The following is a 16823-nucleotide window of genomic DNA, read 5'->3' on the forward strand; positions in this document are numbered from 1 at the left end:
GCGCGGGATGGGGACCATACTCGGACAGGTGTTCCTGACGATCAGTACGACCGGCACCCTTGAACGTCCCGCCACGGACCTCGGCTTCCTGCTGCACAAGCATCCCGACCGGGCGCAGGCGTTCTCCACCTCGTACGGCACCGCGCACGTCTTCTACCCCGAGGCGTCCGCCGTGCGCTGCACGGCCGCACTCCTGCTGGAGGTGGATCCGGTGGCGCTGGTGCGGCGCGGCAAGGGCAAGGGCCGGGGCGGTGCGCCCGACGCGGCGCTCGCGCAGTACGTCAACGACCGCCCCTACGCGGCCTCCTCGCTGCTCTCGGTCGCCCTCGCCGCGGTCTTCAAGTCCGCGCTGGGCGGTGTCTGCCGCGCCCTGCCCGAGCGGGCCGGGGCTCCGCTGCCCCTGCGGATCGAGGTGCCCGCGCTCCCCGCCCGGGGCGGTGCGGAGCTGGTGCGCAAGCTGTTCGTGCCGCTCGGCTGGGAGCGGGTCGAGGTGGCGGAGGTGGCGCTGGACGAGCAGTTCCCCGAGTGGGGCGCGTCACGCTACGTACGCCTGGTGCTGGAGGGGGAGTTGCGGCTCGCCGACGCCCTGCGCCAGCTCTACATCCTGCTGCCGGTCCTCGACGACGCCAAGCACTACTGGGTCGCGCCCGACGAGGTGGACAAGCTGCTGCGGGCCGGTGTGGGCTGGCTGGCCGACCACCCGGAGCGCCCCCTCATCACCCGGCGCTACCTCTCCCACCGCTGGGGGCTGACCCGCCAGGCGGACCAGGCCCTGGAGCTGGTCCGGCTCGCGGAGTCGGACGACCTCGACGTGGACAGCGTCGACAACGCGGTGGACGAGAGAACCGACACCGAGGAGAAGCCGGTTCCGCTAGCCGAACACCGGCGCACCGCGATCCTCGAAGCGCTGCGCGGAGCCGGTGCCCACCGGGTCCTCGACCTGGGCTGCGGCCAGGGCCAGTTGGTGCAGGCGCTCCTCAAGGACGCGCGCTTCACCGAGATCGTCGGCGTCGACGTGTCGATGCGCGCCCTCACCATCGCCTCCCGCCGGCTGAAGCCGGACCGGATGGGGGAGCGCCAGGCCGGCCGGGTCACCCTCCGGCAGGGCTCCCTCACCTACACGGACAAGCGGCTCAAGGGGTACGACGCGGCCGTGCTCAGCGAGGTCATCGAGCACCTGGACCTGGACCGGCTCCCCGCGCTGGAGTACGCGGTCTTCGGTTCGGCGCGGCCGGACACGGTGCTCGTGACCACGCCGAACGTGGAGTACAACGTCCGCTGGGAGAGCCTCCCGGCCGGGCATGTGCGCCACGGGGACCACCGCTTCGAGTGGACGAGGGCCGAGTTCCGGGAGTGGTCCGGGAAGGTGGCCGAACGCCACGGGTACACCGTCGCGCATCTGCCTGTCGGACCGGACGACCCCGAGGTCGGCCCGCCCACCCAGCTGGCCGTCTTCACCCTGAGCACGGACAACACCGAGAACAAGCCCGAGAAGAAGAAGGAGGCGGAAGCCGCATGACGAACAACCACGACACCGACGACACCGACACCACCACCGGCACCGCCGCCCGCGCCCTGCCGGTGACCGACCTCTCCCTCGTCGTCCTCATCGGCGCCAGCGGATCGGGCAAGTCCACCTTCGCCCGCAAGCACTTCAAGCCCACCGAGATCGTCTCCTCGGACGTCTGCCGCGGCCTCGTCGCCGACGACGAGAACGACCAGAGCGCCAGCGGCGACGCCTTCGACCTGCTCCATTACATCGCCGGCAAGCGCCTGGCCGCCGGGCGGCTCACGGTCGTCGACGCCACCAGCGTCCAGTCCGAGAGCCGCAAGCAGCTCGTCCGGCTGGCCCGCGAGCACGATGTGCTGCCCATCGCCATCGTGCTGGACCTCCCCGAGGAGGTCTGCGCCGCCCGCAACGCCCTCCGCCCCGACCGCGCCTCCATGCCCCGCCATGTCATCCAGCGCCACCGCCGCGAGCTGCGCCGCTCGCTGCGCGGCCTGGAGCGCGAGGGCTTCCGCAAGGTGCACATCCTGCGCACCGAGGAGGAGGCCGAGAACGCCGAAGTGGTGCTGGAGCGCCGGTACAACGACCTGCGCCACGTCACCGGCCCGTTCGACATCATCGGCGACATCCACGGCTGCCGCTCCGAGCTGGACACCCTGCTCGGCAAGCTGGGTTACGTGGACGGCGCCCACCCCGAAGGGCGTACGGCCGTCTTCGTCGGCGACCTCGTCGACCGGGGACCCGACAGCCCGGGTGTGCTGCGCCGCGTCATGTCCATGGTCGCTGCGGGCCACGCCCTCTGCGTGCCCGGCAACCACGAGAACAAGCTCGGCCGCTATCTGGCGGGCCGCAGGGTCCAGCAGACCCACGGCCTCGCCGAGACGATCGAGCAGCTGGAGCGCGAGGACGCCGAGCACCCCGAGTTCCGGCAGCAGGTAAGGGAGTTCATCGACTCACTGGTCAGCCACTACGTGCTGGACGGCGGCAACCTGGTGGTCGCTCACGCCGGACTGCCCGAGAAGTACCACGGCCGCAATTCGGGCCGGGTCCGCTCGCACGCGCTGTACGGGGACACCACCGGCGAGACCGACGAGTTCGGCCTGCCCGTGCGTTACCCGTGGGCCGAGGAGTACCGGGGCCGGGCCGCCGTCGTCTACGGCCACACCCCCGTGCCCGCCACCTCCTGGATCAACAACACCATCTGCCTGGACACCGGCGTGGTCTTCGGCGGGAAGATGACCGCGCTGCGCTGGCCGGAGCGCGAACTCGTCGACGTACCGGCCGAGAAGGTCTGGTACGAGCCCACCAGGCCGCTGACCACCGAGGCGCCCGGGGGCCGGGAGGGCAGGCCGCTGGACCTCGCCGATGTCCAGGGCCGCCGGGTCGTGGAGACCCGGCACATGGGCCGCGTCGCCGTGCGCGAGGAGAACGCGGCGGCCGCGCTCGAAGTGATGAGCCGGTTCGCCGTCGACCCGCAGCTCCTCGCCTATCTCCCGCCGACCATGGCGCCCACGGCCACCTCCCGGGAGGAGGGCTTCCTGGAGCACCCGGCCGAGGCGTTCGCGCAGTACCGCGCGGACGGCGTGCAGCGGGTGGTGTGCGAGGAGAAGCACATGGGCTCCCGGGCCGTCGCTCTCGTCTGCAAGGACGCGGAGGCCGCCACCGCCCGGTTCGGCACGGACGGCCCGACCGGCGCCCTCCACACCCGCACCGGCCGGCCCTTCCTCGACGACCGGGCCCTGACCGAGGTGATCCTCGGCCGGCTGCGTACGGCTGTCACGGCGGCCGGGCTCTGGGAGGAGTGGGACACCGACTGGGTGCTGCTCGACGCCGAGCTGATGCCGTGGTCCCTCAAGGCCGGCGGACTGCTGCGCTCGCAGTACGCCGCGGTCGGCGCGGCCTCCGGCGCGGCGTTCCCCTCCGCCCTCGCCGCCCTGGGGACGGCCGCCGCCCGTGGCGTCGACCTCGGCGACCTCACCGGGCGGCAGCGGGGCCGGGCCGAGGACACGGCCGCGTTCACCGAGGCCTACCGGCGCTACTGCTGGTCCACCGAGGGGCTGGACGGGGTGCGTCTCGCGCCGTTCCAGATCCTCGCCGTCCAGGGCCGCTCGCTCGCGGCCGTTCCGCACGACGAGCAGCTGGCCTGGCTGGACCGCCTCGTCGAGCACGACCCGACCGGGCTGCTCCAGGTCACCCGTCGGCTCGTCGTGGACCCCGCCGACGAGGCGTCCGTCCGCGCCGGCACCGACTGGTGGCTGGAGATGACCGGGCGCGGCGGCGAGGGCATGGTCGTCAAGCCGCTCGGCGCCCTCGTCCGGGACGCCAGGGGCCGCCTGGTCCAGCCGGGCGTCAAGGTGCGCGGCCGGGAGTATCTGCGCATCGTCTACGGCCCCGAGTACACCCGCCCGGAGAACCTGGAGCGCCTGCGCTCCCGCTTCCTCGGCCACAAGCGCTCGCTCGCGCTGCGGGAGTACGCGCTCGGTCTGGAGGCGCTGGACCGGCTGGCGGACGGCGAGCCGCTGTGGCGGGTCCACGAGGCGGTCTTCGCCGTCCTGGCCCTGGAGTCGGAGCCGGTGGACCCCCGGCTCTGAGACCGGACCGAACCGTGGGCGATTCGCGGGGTGAACGGTGCTCCGCCCGGTGAGGATGAGGACATGGGATTCCATGTCGACTCCGAAGCCGGGCGGCTGCGCCGCGTCATACTGCACCGCCCCGATCTGGAACTGAAGCGGCTGACCCCCCGCAACAAGGACGCGCTCCTCTTCGACGACGTGCTCTGGGTGCGCCGGGCCCGGCAGGAGCACGACGGGTTCGCCGACGTCCTGCGCGACCGGGGCGTGGAGGTGCACCTGTTCGGGGACCTCCTCCAGGAGTCCCTGGACATCCCCGTCGCACGCCGGCTCGTGCTCGACCGGGTCTTCGACGAGAAGGAGTACGGGCCGCTCGCCACCGAGCACCTGCGCGCCGCCTTCGAGGAGTTGCCCTCCCCGGAGCTGGCGGAGGCGCTGGTCGGCGGGATGACCAAGCGCGAGTTCCTGGAGCGGCACAGCGAGCCGACCTCCGTCCGCTTCCACGTGATGGACCTGGACGACTTCCTGCTCGGCCCGCTGCCCAACCACCTGTTCACCCGGGACACCTCCGCCTGGATCTACGACGGGGTGTCCATCAACGCGATGCGCTGGCCCGCCCGGCAGCGCGAGACCGTCCACTTCGAGGCGATCTACCGCCACCACCCGCTCTTCACCGGACCGGAGGCGGGCGTCTTCCACCACTGGTCGGAGGGGCAGGACGACTACCCGTCCACGATCGAGGGCGGTGACGTCCTGGTCATCGGGCAGGGGGCGGTCCTGATCGGGATGAGCGAGCGCACCACCCCGCAGGCGGTGGAGATGCTGGCGCGCGGTCTCTTCGACGCCGGTTCGGCCCGCACGATCGTGGCGCTCGACATGCCCAAGGGCCGCGCGTTCATGCACCTGGACACGGTGATGACGATGGTCGACGGCGATACGTTCACCCAGTACGCCGGGCTGGGCATGCTCCGCTCGTACACGATCGAGCCGGGCACCGGCCCCCGCGAGCTGAAGGTCACCGACCACCCGCCCGAGCACATGCACCGGGCCATCGCCGCCGCCCTCGGCCTCGACTCGATCCGGGTGCTCACCGCCACCCAGGACGTCCACGCGGCGGAGCGCGAGCAGTGGGACGACGGCTGCAACGTCCTGGCCGTCGAGCCGGGCGTCGTCATCGCGTACGAGCGGAACGCGACCACCAACACCCATCTGCGCAAGCAGGGCATCGAGGTCATCGAGATCCGGGGCAGCGAGCTGGGCCGGGGGAGGGGCGGACCGCGCTGCATGAGCTGTCCGGTGGTGCGGGACCCTGTGTAGTACGAGCGCTTTCGAGACAGGGACCAGAGCGTTTCCGGACCAGAGGGCTGTATAGGAATGCGGGTGGTCGTATAGACTTCCAGTGGATCCCCTCTCATCCGGTCCTGCCCTGCCCCGTCCCACCCTGGAGCCGTCATCATGGCCATTGACCTCACCGGCCGCCCCTTCCTCAAGGAGCTGGACTTCACCGCCGAGGAGATCCTCGGCCTGGTCGCGCTGGCCGGTGAGCTGAAGGCGGCCAAGAAGGCGGGTGCCGAGGTCCAGCGGCTGCGCGGCAAGAACATCGCGCTGATCTTCGAGAAGACCTCCACCCGCACGCGCTGCGCGTTCGAGGTGGCCGCCGCCGACCAGGGCGCCTCCACCACCTACCTGGACCCGTCGGGCTCCCAGATGGGCCACAAGGAGTCGGTGAAGGACACCGCCCGGGTTCTCGGCCGGATGTTCGACGGCATCGAGTACCGGGGCGACAGCCAGCAGGTGGTCGAGGAACTGGCCGCGTACGGCGGTGTCCCCGTCTTCAACGGGCTCACCGACGACTGGCACCCCACCCAGATGCTCGCCGACGTGCTGACCATGACGGAGCACAGCGACAGGCCCGTCACGGAGTCGGCCTTCGCCTACCTCGGCGACGCCCGCTTCAACATGGGCAACTCCTACCTGGTCACCGGCGCTCTCCTCGGCCTGGACATCCGGATCGTGGCCCCCGAGATGTACTGGCCGGCCCCCTCCGTCGTGGAGCGGGCCGAGAAGCTCGCCGCGGTCAGCGGCGCGAAGGTCACGCTCACCGCGGACATCACCGAGGGCGTCCGCGGCGCCGACTTCGTCGCCACCGACGTATGGGTCTCGATGGGGGAGCCCAAGGAGGTCTGGGACGAGCGCATCGCCGCGCTCGCGCCGTACGCCGTGACGATGGACGTCCTGCGGGCCACCGGCAACCCGGACGTGAAGTTCCTGCACTGCCTGCCCGCCTTCCACGACCTCGGCACCCAGGTCGGCCGGGACGTCCACGCCGCCCACGGCCTGACCGAGCTGGAGGTCACCGACGAGGTCTTCGAGTCGGCGCACTCGGTCGTCTTCGACCAGGCGGAGAACAGGATGCACACGATCAAGGCCGTGCTGGTGGCGACGCTGGCGGGGGAGTAGCCGCCCCAGCGGCGGGGGGTGCTCATGACCATTCGCCCGATTGGGTGAACATGCGCGGTGGTGGCTACGATGTCGCCTCTTGGTGGGGTTCGGGCTCTGACGTGCCCGGGCCCCTTTCCCGTGCCGCCCACGTGCGCGCGGGGCCGTCCCCCCCCACTGCACCACCAGAGAAGAGAACGCCCCGCATGAGCCCCGGCCTGCCGACCCCCGGCACCCCGAAGCGTCCCGGCCCCTCCTTGTCCGGACCGCGCCGCAAGAGCCCCGACATGCTCATCGCCGAGTCCGGCGGCGACCTGGAGGGTCACGGCCTCAGGCGGACGATGGGCCTCTTCCAGCTCGTCTGCTTCGGCGTCGGCGCCATCGTCGGCACCGGCATCTTCGTCGGCCTCTCCGGCACCGTCGCCGAAGCCGGACCCGCCGTCGTCATCTCGTTCGTCCTGGCCGCGATCACCTGCATCTTCACCGCCTTCTCCTTCGCGGAGCTGGGCAGCGCGATCCCGGTCTCGGGGAGCTCGTACTCCTTCGCGTACGCCGCCCTCGGCGAGCGCACGGCGTTCCTCGTCGGATGGTGCCTGATGCTGGAGTACGGCGTCTCGGTCTCCGCGGTCGCGGTGGGCTGGAGCCAGTACGTCAACGAGCTGCTGAACAGCCTGATCGGCTGGCAGCTGCCCGCCGCCGTGTCCGCGGGGCCCGGTGACGGCGGCGTGATCAACCTCCCGGCGATCGTCGTGATCGCGATGGCCGCCACCCTGCTGGTGCGCGGCGTCCGGGAGAGCGCGAACGCGACGGCCGCCATGGCGGTCCTGAAGATCGGCATCCTGCTGGCGTTCTGCGCGATCGCGTTCACCGCGTACCAGGACGACAACCTCGTGCCGTTCGCGGGCCACGGGCTCGGCGGGATCACGGCGGGCGCCTCGCTGGCGTTCTTCTCGTACATCGGCTTCGACGCGATCACCACCGCCGGCGAAGAGGTCAAGAACCCCCGCCGGAACATTCCGATCGCCATCCTGATCTGCATCGGCGTCGTCACGCTGCTCTACTGCGCGGTGGCGCTCTCGGCCATCGGCGCGCTCGGCGCGGACGCCGTCTCCGACAAGCCCGCGGCCCTCTCGCTGGTCGTCAACCAGGTCACCGACTCCTCGGTCGGCGGCGGCATCATCGCCTTCGGCGCGGTCGTCGCCATCGCTTCGGTGGTGCTCGCGGTGATGTACGGGCAGACCCGCATCCTGATGTCGATGTCCCGTGACGGGCTGATCCCGCGCGTCTTCGAGCGGGTCTCGCCCACGACCCACACCCCGGTCGCCAACACCTGGATCGTGGCCTGCGTCTTCGCCGTCCCGGCCGCCTTCGCCTCGCTGGACGTCGTCGTCAACCTGACGACCATCGGCACGCTCGCGATCATGGTCGCGGTCAATGCGGCCGTCGTGGTGCTCCGCCGCCGCAACCCGGAGCTGGAGCGCACCTTCCGGGTGCCGCTCTACCCGCTCAGCCCGGTGCTCGGCGTCGTGTTCTGCCTGTATCTGATGTACGGGACCGGCTGGACGACCTGGCTCCAGTTCGCGGTCTTCCTCGCCGCGGGATCGCTGCTCTACACCTGCTACGGGCGCAAGCGGTCCCGGCTGGTCAGCTCTCCGGGGACGGACCCGGCTGGGACGGTATCGCCGGAAGCGTGAACCAGACGGCCTTGCCGTGCTCCGTCGTGCGGTGACCGCAGGCGGAGCTGAGGGTCCGGATGAGCAGCAGGCCGCGGCCGTGCTCCTGCCAGGGGTCGACCTCGAAACCGGGCTGCGGCCGGGACAGGTCACCGGGCGGAGCGGGGTCGTGGTCGTGCACCTCGACCTGGCAGCCGGTGGGCAGCAGCTCCACGACCAGCTCGATCGGCTCGCTGCTCACCGTGTGCTCGACCGCGTTCGCGACCAGCTCGGCGGTGAGGAGCTCGGCGGTGTCGCTGTCCGCCGGGGCGTGGATGTCCGACAGGGCGGTACGGACCAGGGCGCGGGCGATCGGCACGGCTGCCGTGGAGTGCGGCAGGGCGATGCGCCAGGAGGCGGGAACAGGGACATCGGGCGGCACGGCGGGGTTCCGTTCGGGAGCGGGACTTCCTTGAAGCGGGACTTCTCGACTCATCGGGGTCTCTCGACTCGTCATCGGGTTCCCCCGACCTGTCATCGGGTTCCCCCGACTCCTCGTCGGGGTTTCTCGACTCGCTCGACTCATCGGCATCGCGAGACTTCCTGGGGTCAACCTTACGAACCGCACGGCCCTGACCATAGAGGCGGCCGACCGGCGCAAACAGGACTTTCGCCACAACAGTCTCACGCCTGGCGTATCGCGACCTCGTGACGACAGTCACGTATGGGTGATAACTTCGGTGGAGGAACGCGACCCGCGCACGGTCGGCAACCCGCCCGAATGCTGAAGGGAACCCCTTCATGAGCTCGTTTCCCAGCTCCGCCCCGCGCGTGGAGGAGTGGCGCCATCTCCGGATCACCCGGGACGACGGTGTGGTGACCGTCACACTGGCCCGCCCCGAGAAACTCAACGCCCTCACCTTCGGTGCCTACGCCGATCTGCGCGACCTGCTCGCCGAGCTGACCCGGGAACGCTCCGCCCGCGCCCTCGTCCTCGCCGGCGAGGGGCGCGGCTTCTGCTCCGGCGGCGACGTCGACGAGATCATCGGCGCCACCCTCGCCATGGACACCGCCGCCATCCTGGAGTTCAACCGGATGACCGGCCAGGTCGTACGGGCCCTGCGCGAGTGCCCCTTCCCGGTCGTCGCCGCCGTCCACGGGGTCGCCGCCGGGGCGGGAGCCGTGCTCGCCCTCGCCGCCGACTTCCGGGTCGCGGACCCCTCCGCCCGCTACGCCTTCCTCTTCACCCGGGTCGGCCTCTCCGGCGGCGACATGGGCGCCGCCTACCTGCTTCCCCGGGTCGTCGGCCTCGGCCACGCCACCCGGCTGCTGATGCTCGGGGACGCCGTCCGGGCCCCCGAGGCGGAGCGGATCGGGCTGATCAGCGAGCTGGCCGAGGAGGGGCAGGCCGACGCCCGCGCCGCCGAGCTGGCCCGCCGCCTCGCCGACGGCCCCGCCCTCGCCCTCGCCCAGACCAAGGCGCTGCTCACCGCCGAACTGGACATGCCGCTCGCAGCCTCCGTCGAGCTGGACGCCAACGCCCAGGCGCTGCTGATGCACGGCGAGGACTACGCCGAGTTCCACGCCGCCTTCACCGAGAAGCGGCCGCCGAAGTGGCGGGGGAGGTAGCGGCCATGCCGACCCCCGTGCGGCGCATCGCGGTCATCGGCGGCGGCCCCGGCGGCCTCTACGCCGCCGCTCTCCTCAAGCGGCTCGACCCGGCGCGCGAGATCACCGTGTACGAGCGCAACGCCCCCGACGACACCTTCGGCTTCGGTGTCGTCCTCTCCGACGAGACCCTCGGCGGCATCGAACACGCCGACCCCGAGGTCTACCGGGCGCTGAGAGCTGAGTTCGTCCGCTGGGACACCATCGACATCGTCCACCGCGGCCACACCCACACCTCCGGCGGCCACGGCTTCGCCGCACTCGGACGCCGCCGCCTCCTGGAGATCCTCCACGAGCGCTGCGCCGCCCTCGGTATCGACCTCCGCTTCCGGGCCGAGGCCCCGCCGGCGGCAGAGCTGGCCACGCACCACGACCTGGTCATCGCCGCGGACGGGGTGCACAGCACGACCCGCCAGGCCCACCCCGAGGCGTTCGGCCCGTCCCTCACCGAGCACCGCAACCGCTACATCTGGCTCGCCGCCGACTTCGCCCTCGACGCCTTCCGCTTCGAGATCGCCGAAACCCCGTACGGCGTCATGCAGCTGCACGGCTACCCGTACGCCGCCGACGCCTCCACGGTCATCGTCGAGATGCGCGACGAGGTGTGGCGGGCCGCCGGACTCGACACCTGCGAACCGGTCGAATCCACCGCCCGCTGCGCCAAGTTCTTCACCGAGGCCCTGGACGGCCGCCCCCTGCGCGCCAACCGGTCCAGCTGGCTCACCTTCCGTACGGTGACCAACTCCCGCTGGTCGCACGGGAACACCGTCCTCATCGGGGACGCCGCCCACACCGCGCACTTCTCCATCGGCTCCGGCACCAAGCTCGCCGTCGAGGACGCCCTCGCCCTGGCCGCCTCCATCGAGGAACAGCCGGACCTGCCCGCCGCGCTGGCCGCGTACGAGGCCGAGCGCCGCCCTGTCGTCGCCTCCACCCAGCGGGCTGCGGCGGCCAGTCTGCGCTGGTTCGAGGAGCTGGCCGGCTACGTCGACCAGCCGCCCCGCCGCTTCGCGTTCAGCCTTCTCACCCGCAGCCGCCGGGTCACCCACGACAACCTGCGGCTGCGTGACGCCTCCTTCACCGCCGCCGTGGAGGAGGAGTTCGGCTGCCCGCCGGAGACCCCACCCATGTTCACCCCACTGCGGATGCGCGGCCTCGAACTGCGCAACCGGGTCGTCGTCTCACCGATGGACATGTACTCGGCCGCCGACGGGCTCCCCGGCGACTTCCACCTCGTCCACCTCGGCGCCCGCGCGCTCGGCGGGGCCGGGCTCACCATGACCGAGATGGTCTGCGTCAGCCCCGAGGGCCGTATCACCCCCGGCTGCACGGGCCTGTGGACTGACGAACAAGCCACCGCCTGGCGCCGGATCACCGACTTCGTCCACACCTCCGCCCCCGGCGCGGCCATCGGCGTCCAGCTCGGCCACTCCGGCCGCAAGGGCTCCACCCGGCTGATGTGGGAGGGCATCGACCAGCCCCTGAAGACCGGCAACTGGCCGCTGACGGCCGCCTCCCCACTCCCGTACACCCCGGGCGTCAGCCAGGTCCCGCAGGAACTCGACGGGTCTCACATGGCCGCCATCCGTGAGCAGTTCACGCAGGCGGCCCGCCGCGCCGCCGACTCCGGCTTCGACCTCCTCGAACTCCACTGCGCCCACGGCTACTTGCTCTCCGGCTTCCTCTCCCCGCTCACCAACCACCGCACCGACGCCTACGGCGGCCCGCTGGAGCACCGGCTCCGCTTCCCCCTCGAGGTCTTCGACGCAGTCCGCGAAGTCTGGCCCGCCGAAAGCCCGATGGCCGTCCGGATCTCCGCCACCGACTGGGTCGAGGGAGGCACCGAAGCGGCCGACGCCGTGGAGATCGCCCGCGCCTTCGCCGCCCACGGGGCCGACGCCATCGACGTCTCCACCGGCCAGGTGGTGCCCGAGGAGCGCCCCGAGTTCGGCCGCTCCTACCAGACCCCGTACGCGGACCGGATCCGCAACACCGTGGACGTCCCGGTCATCGCGGTCGGCGCCATCTCCTCCTGGGACGACGTCAACTCCCTGCTCCTGGCAGGTCGCGCCGACCTCTGCGCCCTGGCCCGCCCCCACCTGTACGACCCGCACTGGACCCTGCACGCGGCGGCCGAGCAGGGCTACACCGGACCGGGCGCGCCCTGGCCCCTCCCGTACGGCGCGGGCAGCCGTCCCCCGCCCACGGGCCGCACGGACGCACCGAAGCCGCGGCTCAGGCTGGGGTGAGGAAGTGCGTGTGGCGGTGCTGATTCCCTTCTACCGAAAGGAAATGCGAGTAAAATAGGTCTCCTACTCGGGGGAGAGCAGATGTCCGAATTACTGGCTGCCGCCGCTGTCATCGCACCGTTCGTCAGCACCGCCGCCACATCCTTCGCCGGGGCTGTCGTCGACGCCGCGCGGGACCGTCTGGCGGACAGCGCTGTGGAGCGGGGGCGGAGACTGCTCGGGGCGGTGCTGCACCGGGGGAGCGGAGACCCACCCCTCACCGGCGAGGACGCCGCCGCGGCCACGGCCATCGAGGAGCTGCCGCCGCGGGAGCGGGAGATCCTGGAGAGTGCCATCGGGGACTGGCTGACCGACGGCGACGACCTGAGTGCCCGATCCCTGACCCACTCCATCAGGACTGTTCACAGCGAATACCGAGCGGGCGACCGGACCTACGTGGCGTCGTACGGGGAAAACTCTCCGGCGATCGGTCATCTGGGCTCGGCGACCTTCCACTTCCACCGCGGCCCGGACGGCGGAACCGATTGACGGCCGAGCCCCCGGTGCGGGGCGACACCGTCACCCACGGGCCCAACTCCCCGGCGATCGGCTTCGTCGGCAAGCTGTTCCTGAGCGTGTTCCTCGGCGACTTCGTCGACTTCACGGACCAGGCGAAACGCTGGAGCGTCTGGAACTGGCCGCCCTTCCTGCTGGTCGTGTCCCTCGGCGCCTACGCGCTGATCTACGCGCCCGACGGTCCGGCGCGCCAGTTCCTCTGGGTCCACCTCGCTCTCGGCACCGCGGTCGCCCTGGCGCTGGTCCGGCTGGTACTGCCGGCGAGGGGCACCCGGGCCCACTGGCGCGTCCTGATGTCGGCGGCGGCCGTGATCTGCTCGTTCGCCGGCGTGGTCGGCATGGACCACCTCGCGGACCACGGCGAGATCGACGTCACCGGGCGGAGCCGCATCAGCGGCGGCACGGTCACCGACGGCTCCCAGCTGCGGCTCGTGGTCGACAGCCCCGCCGACCGCTCACGGCTGCGGCTGACCCTCACCGTCCGGGACGCCGCCAAGGCCGCTCAGTTCTGCGCGCCGGAGACCCGCTACTCCGCCGAGCTGCTGGGGAACACCAGCACCCGCGTCGATGATGTGCGCAGCGGCCAGACGATCGAGTTCCCCCTGGGTGGACTGCGGGGCGCGATCGACGTGGAGATCACGCTGCTGACCGAAGAAGGCTGCCGGATGAACCTGTTCGTCGCGGACGCCGTACTTCACGACTGAGAGGACACCGTGGTCCCCACCTCCACGACCGGGCGCCCGGCGCGGCCCCTGCCCGGCCGGCTGCCCGGCATCGTCGCCGCGCTGGTCCTGCTGGCGAGCCTCGCCGCCTGCTCCTCCGAGGAGCCGGAGCGGGAGTTCCTCGGCGTGAAGCGCATCACGGTCGCGATGCACAACGACCTGCCCGGCCTGTCGTACTCCTCGAACTACGACCGTTCCGGACTGGACTTCCTCATGTTCCAGCACGTCGAGGAGGAGATCGACGTCGACTTCAGCGAGCCCGTCGACGTCTCCTCGGGGGACCGGGTCACCCAGCTCATCCAGCGCAAGGCGGACATGACGATCGCGTCGTTCTCCATCACGGCCGAACGGATGGACGAGATCGATTTCGTCGGGCCCTACCTCAAGACCCGGCAGGGCTTCCTCGTCGGTCCGGACGGGGCCTACGTGGAGCGGCTGTCCGACCTGCGGGGCAGCCAGATCTGCACCTGGCAGGGGACCACCTCGGTCGAAGCCCTGGAGGGCATCAGGGAGACCGCCGGCGCCGATCCGGTCACCCTGACCGACGCGTCGGACTGCATCGAGCAGCTCATCGCCGGCCAGGTGAAGGCGGTCTCCACCGACCAGGCCATCCTCTACGGCTTCGCGCGGCAGTACGAGAAGGAGGGGCTGCGCGTGGTGCCGGACGTGACGATAGGAGCCCCGCAGCACTACGGCATCGGGCTGCCGAAGGGACACACCGCGGACTGCCGCAGGCTGGAGTCCTGGCTCAAGAAGCATGTGGGCACGAGCGGTTGGATCAGGGACGTCGAGACGTCCCTCCCCGCACTCATCGAGGAGAATCCGGGCTGGATCAGCAGTCACAAGCCGAGCGCCGCCGAGATCGAGGCACGGTCGTGCCGCGACAGCATCAGTCCCTGACCCGCACGAACTGCTCCCCGGCGTCCCGCAGCCGCTCGTGCAGCTTTCCGAACACCTCCGCCGAGCGCCCGCCGGGCCACCCCTTCGGCAGCAGCTCCCTTGGCAGTCCCGGGTCCGCGTAGGGGAGTTGGCGCCAGGAGTCCAGGGCCAGCAGATAGTCCCGGTAGGCCTCCTGCGGGCGGGGGCCCTCCTCGGCCTGCGGCGTCGCCTCCCACTCCCGGAGCACCGGTTCGTGCAGGTCCAGGAAGTCCAGGTGGAGGCGGGCCACCGCGTCCAGGTCCCACCAGCGGGCCACCGACGCGCGGGTCGCGGCGAAGCCCAGGTGATCGCCGCGGAACAGGTCGACGTACGGGGCGAGTTCGAGCCGCTCCAGGGTGTGCCGGGTCTCCTCGTGGAGGCTGGCGGGGGCGATCCACACCCCGGGGGCCGCCGTGCCGAAGCCGAGGCGGGCCAGCCGCGAGCGCAGCAGGTGGCGCTTGGCGCGTTCGGCCTCGGGGACGGAGAAGACCGCGAGGACCCAGCCGTCCTCCAACCGGTGCGAGGGGCGGCCGTAGATGCGCGCGTCGCCGTCGTCGAGGAGCTGGCGGGCGTCCGGCGACAGGGCGTACGCCGCCGAGCCGTCCGCCGCCCGGGCGGGGACCAGCAGCCCGCGCCGCTTGAGCCGTGAGACGCAGGAGCGTACGGAAGGGGCGTCGACGCCCACCGCGTGCAGCAGGCGGATCAGCTCCGCCACCGCGAAGGGCGCGCCGTCCGCCGGACGGCCGTAGGCGCCGTAGAGCGTGATGATCAGGGAACGGGGGGTGCGCAGCTCGGCCACGTGATCACTCTAGAGGTGCCGGTCCCGGAGCAGGAACCGCTGGAGCTTGCCGGTCGCGGTGCGTGGCAGGGACTGTTCGAAGACGAAGACGCGCGGGCCTTTGTGCGGGGCCAGAACGGCTTTCATATGGGCGCGCAGGGAGTCGGCCGTCTGCTCCGAGCCCTCCGTCAGCACCACGTGCGCCACCACGATCTCCCCGCGCAGTTCGTCGGCCCGGCCCACCACGGCCGCCTCCGCGACCTCCGGATGGCGCAGCAGGGCGTCCTCCACCTCGGGGCCCGCGATGTTGTACCCGGAGGAGATGATCATGTCGTCGGCGCGGGCCACGTAACGGAAGTAGCCGTCCGGTTCGCGGACGAAGGTGTCACCGGTCATGTTCCAGCCGTGCCGGACGTACTCCGTCTGCCGGGGGTCGGCCAGATAGCGGCAGCCGACCGGTCCGCGTACGGCGAGCAGCCCCGCCTCGCCGTCGGGCAGCTCCTCGCCGTGCTCGTCGACCACCCTGGCCTGCCAGCCCGGCACGGGGACGCCGATGGTGCCGGGGCGGATGGCGTCGTCGGCGGCGGAGATGAAGATGTGCAGCAGCTCGGTGGCCCCGATGCCGTTGACGATGCGCAGCCCGGTCGCTCCGAACCAGGCCTGCCAGGTCGCCGCGGGCAGGTTCTCCCCGGCCGACACGCAGCGGCGCAGGGCGGAGAGGTCGTGGCCGTCCAGCTGGCCGAGCATCGTGCGGTAGGCGGTCGGCGCGGTGAAGAGGACCGAGACCCGGTGGCGTTCCAGCGCGGGCAGCAGATGCTGCGGTCCCGCCTGCTCCAGCAGCAGCGTCGAGGCCCCGGCCCGGAGCGGGAAGACCAGCAGGCCGCCGAGGCCGAAGGTGAAGCCGAGCGGCGGGCTGCCCGCGAACACGTCGTCGGGGAGCGGCCGCAGCACCTGGGCGGAGAAGGTGTCGGCGATGGCGAGCAGGTCCCGGTGGAGGTGCATACAGCCCTTGGGGCGCCCGGTGGTCCCCGAGGTGAACGCGATGAGGGCGACCTCGTCGGCGGCCGTGTCGACCGCCCGGTACGGGCCGGAGCCGGCGTGCTCGGCCGCCAGCCGGGTCAGGTCGTCGGGGCCGTCCCCTCCGAACAGGACCGTCCGCAGGCCGTACGTGTCCCCCTCCGCCCGGTCCGCCGCCTTCGCCAGGTCCGCCGCCTTCGCCAGGTCCTCGGCCGAGCGGGCGTCGCACAGCGCGTGGCTCACCCGGGCCAGCGAGCAGATGGTGGACAGTTCACTCGCCCGCGCCTGCGCCAGTACGGTCACCGCCACCGCGCCCGCCTTCATGACGGCGAGCCAGCACGCGGCCAGCCAGGGCGTGGTGGGGCCGCGCAGCAGCACCCGGTTCCCGGGGACCACCCCCAGGTCGGCGGTGAGCACATGGGCGATGCGGTCCACCGTCTCCCGCAGCTCGCCGTAGCTCCAGACGCCCCCGTCGCCGGAGCGCAGCGCGGGACGGTCCGGGCCCCGCTCCTCCACCGTGCGGTCCAGCAGCTCGTACCCGCAGTTCAGCCGGTCGGGGTACCGCAGCCCGGGACTATCCAGGAGGAGCTCCGGCCACTGCTCCGGCGGTGGCAGATGGTCGCGCGCGAACGTGTCGGTGTGCGCACCGGGGACGCGTACGGACGCGTCGGCGGCGGCTGTGGGCGTGTTCGGCGAGGAATTCGGCTCCATCAAGGATCGCCCCCTTGTCGCCTTCGGAGCGTATCGT

At 71.8% G+C, this 16823-nt stretch carries 13 protein-coding genes; 10 read left to right on the forward strand and 3 right to left on the reverse strand.

Translation table 11 applies throughout. From position 1 onward, the window contains the following. The first annotated feature begins 28 nt into the window (after nt 1-28). The 5 genes from AMK21_RS31995 (at nt 29) to AMK21_RS32015 (ending at nt 8210) form a co-directional block, all read left to right on the forward strand. Nucleotides 29-1519 (forward strand): 3' terminal RNA ribose 2'-O-methyltransferase Hen1, encoded by a 1491-nt coding sequence (locus tag AMK21_RS31995; protein WP_073882713.1) that lies wholly within the window; start codon nt 29-31, stop codon nt 1517-1519. Then, nucleotides 1516-4098: a polynucleotide kinase-phosphatase gene (locus AMK21_RS32000; RefSeq protein WP_073882657.1), complete on the forward strand. Its 2583-nt coding sequence runs from the start codon at nt 1516-1518 to the stop codon at nt 4096-4098. The genes AMK21_RS31995 and AMK21_RS32000 overlap by 4 nt, the downstream gene beginning before the upstream one ends. A gap of 63 nt (nt 4099-4161) precedes the next feature. Beyond that, nucleotides 4162-5394, forward strand: a complete 1233-nt coding sequence (locus AMK21_RS32005) for an arginine deiminase (RefSeq protein ID WP_073882658.1) — start codon at nt 4162-4164, stop codon at nt 5392-5394. 138 nt (nt 5395-5532) lie between these two features. Further along, nucleotides 5533-6537 (forward strand): ornithine carbamoyltransferase, encoded by a 1005-nt coding sequence (argF, locus tag AMK21_RS32010; RefSeq protein ID WP_073882659.1) that lies wholly within the window; start codon nt 5533-5535, stop codon nt 6535-6537. A gap of 185 nt (nt 6538-6722) precedes the next feature. After that, nucleotides 6723-8210 (forward strand): amino acid permease, encoded by a 1488-nt coding sequence (locus AMK21_RS32015; protein ID WP_073882660.1) that lies wholly within the window; start codon nt 6723-6725, stop codon nt 8208-8210. Here the strand turns inward: AMK21_RS32015 and AMK21_RS32020 are convergent. Then, nucleotides 8161-8610 carry an ATP-binding protein gene (locus AMK21_RS32020; protein ID WP_018514406.1) on the reverse strand — a complete coding sequence of 150 codons (450 nt, stop codon included), beginning with the start codon at nt 8608-8610 and terminating at the stop codon, nt 8161-8163. The two genes, AMK21_RS32015 and AMK21_RS32020, sit on opposite strands and share 50 nt — an antisense overlap. A 359-nt stretch (nt 8611-8969) precedes the next feature. Between AMK21_RS32020 and AMK21_RS32025 the strand changes: the two genes are divergently transcribed. The 5 genes from AMK21_RS32025 to AMK21_RS32045 all read left to right on the forward strand — a co-directional run bounded on the left by AMK21_RS32025 (nt 8970) and on the right by AMK21_RS32045 (nt 14262). Further along, complete coding sequence (locus AMK21_RS32025; protein ID WP_073882661.1) at nt 8970-9797, forward strand: enoyl-CoA hydratase family protein; 828 nt, start codon at nt 8970-8972, stop codon at nt 9795-9797. A 5-nt stretch (nt 9798-9802) separates the two neighbouring features. Continuing rightward, nucleotides 9803-12085 carry a bifunctional salicylyl-CoA 5-hydroxylase/oxidoreductase gene (locus AMK21_RS32030; RefSeq protein ID WP_073882662.1) on the forward strand — a complete coding sequence of 761 codons (2283 nt, stop codon included), beginning with the start codon at nt 9803-9805 and terminating at the stop codon, nt 12083-12085. Between the two features lie 81 nt (nt 12086-12166). After that, the gene (locus AMK21_RS32035) at nt 12167-12613 is read left to right on the forward strand and encodes a hypothetical protein (RefSeq protein ID WP_073882663.1); all 447 of its coding nucleotides are present in this window, start codon (nt 12167-12169) and stop codon (nt 12611-12613) included. After that, nucleotides 12610-13344 (forward strand): hypothetical protein, encoded by a 735-nt coding sequence (locus tag AMK21_RS32040; RefSeq protein ID WP_073882664.1) that lies wholly within the window; start codon nt 12610-12612, stop codon nt 13342-13344. Before AMK21_RS32035 ends, AMK21_RS32040 begins: the two co-directional genes overlap by 4 nt. 9 nt (nt 13345-13353) lie before the next feature. Continuing rightward, entirely contained in the window at nt 13354-14262 is a 909-nt protein-coding gene (locus AMK21_RS32045; RefSeq protein WP_073882665.1) for a transporter substrate-binding domain-containing protein, read from the forward strand. Here the strand turns inward: AMK21_RS32045 and AMK21_RS32050 are convergent. Together AMK21_RS32050 and AMK21_RS32055 are read right to left on the reverse strand one after the other, a co-directional pair. After that, the gene (locus AMK21_RS32050) at nt 14252-15079 is read right to left on the reverse strand and encodes a PaaX family transcriptional regulator C-terminal domain-containing protein (RefSeq protein ID WP_073882666.1); all 828 of its coding nucleotides are present in this window, start codon (nt 15077-15079) and stop codon (nt 14252-14254) included. The two genes, AMK21_RS32045 and AMK21_RS32050, sit on opposite strands and share 11 nt — an antisense overlap. 9 nt (nt 15080-15088) lie before the next feature. Then, the gene (locus AMK21_RS32055) at nt 15089-16786 is read right to left on the reverse strand and encodes an AMP-binding protein (protein WP_073882667.1); all 1698 of its coding nucleotides are present in this window, start codon (nt 16784-16786) and stop codon (nt 15089-15091) included. Between the last annotated feature and the right edge of the window lie 37 nt (nt 16787-16823).

Origin of the sequence: Streptomyces sp. CB00316, assembly GCF_001905595.1 — a bacterium.
Taxonomy (GTDB): Bacteria; Actinomycetota; Actinomycetes; order Streptomycetales; family Streptomycetaceae; genus Streptomyces.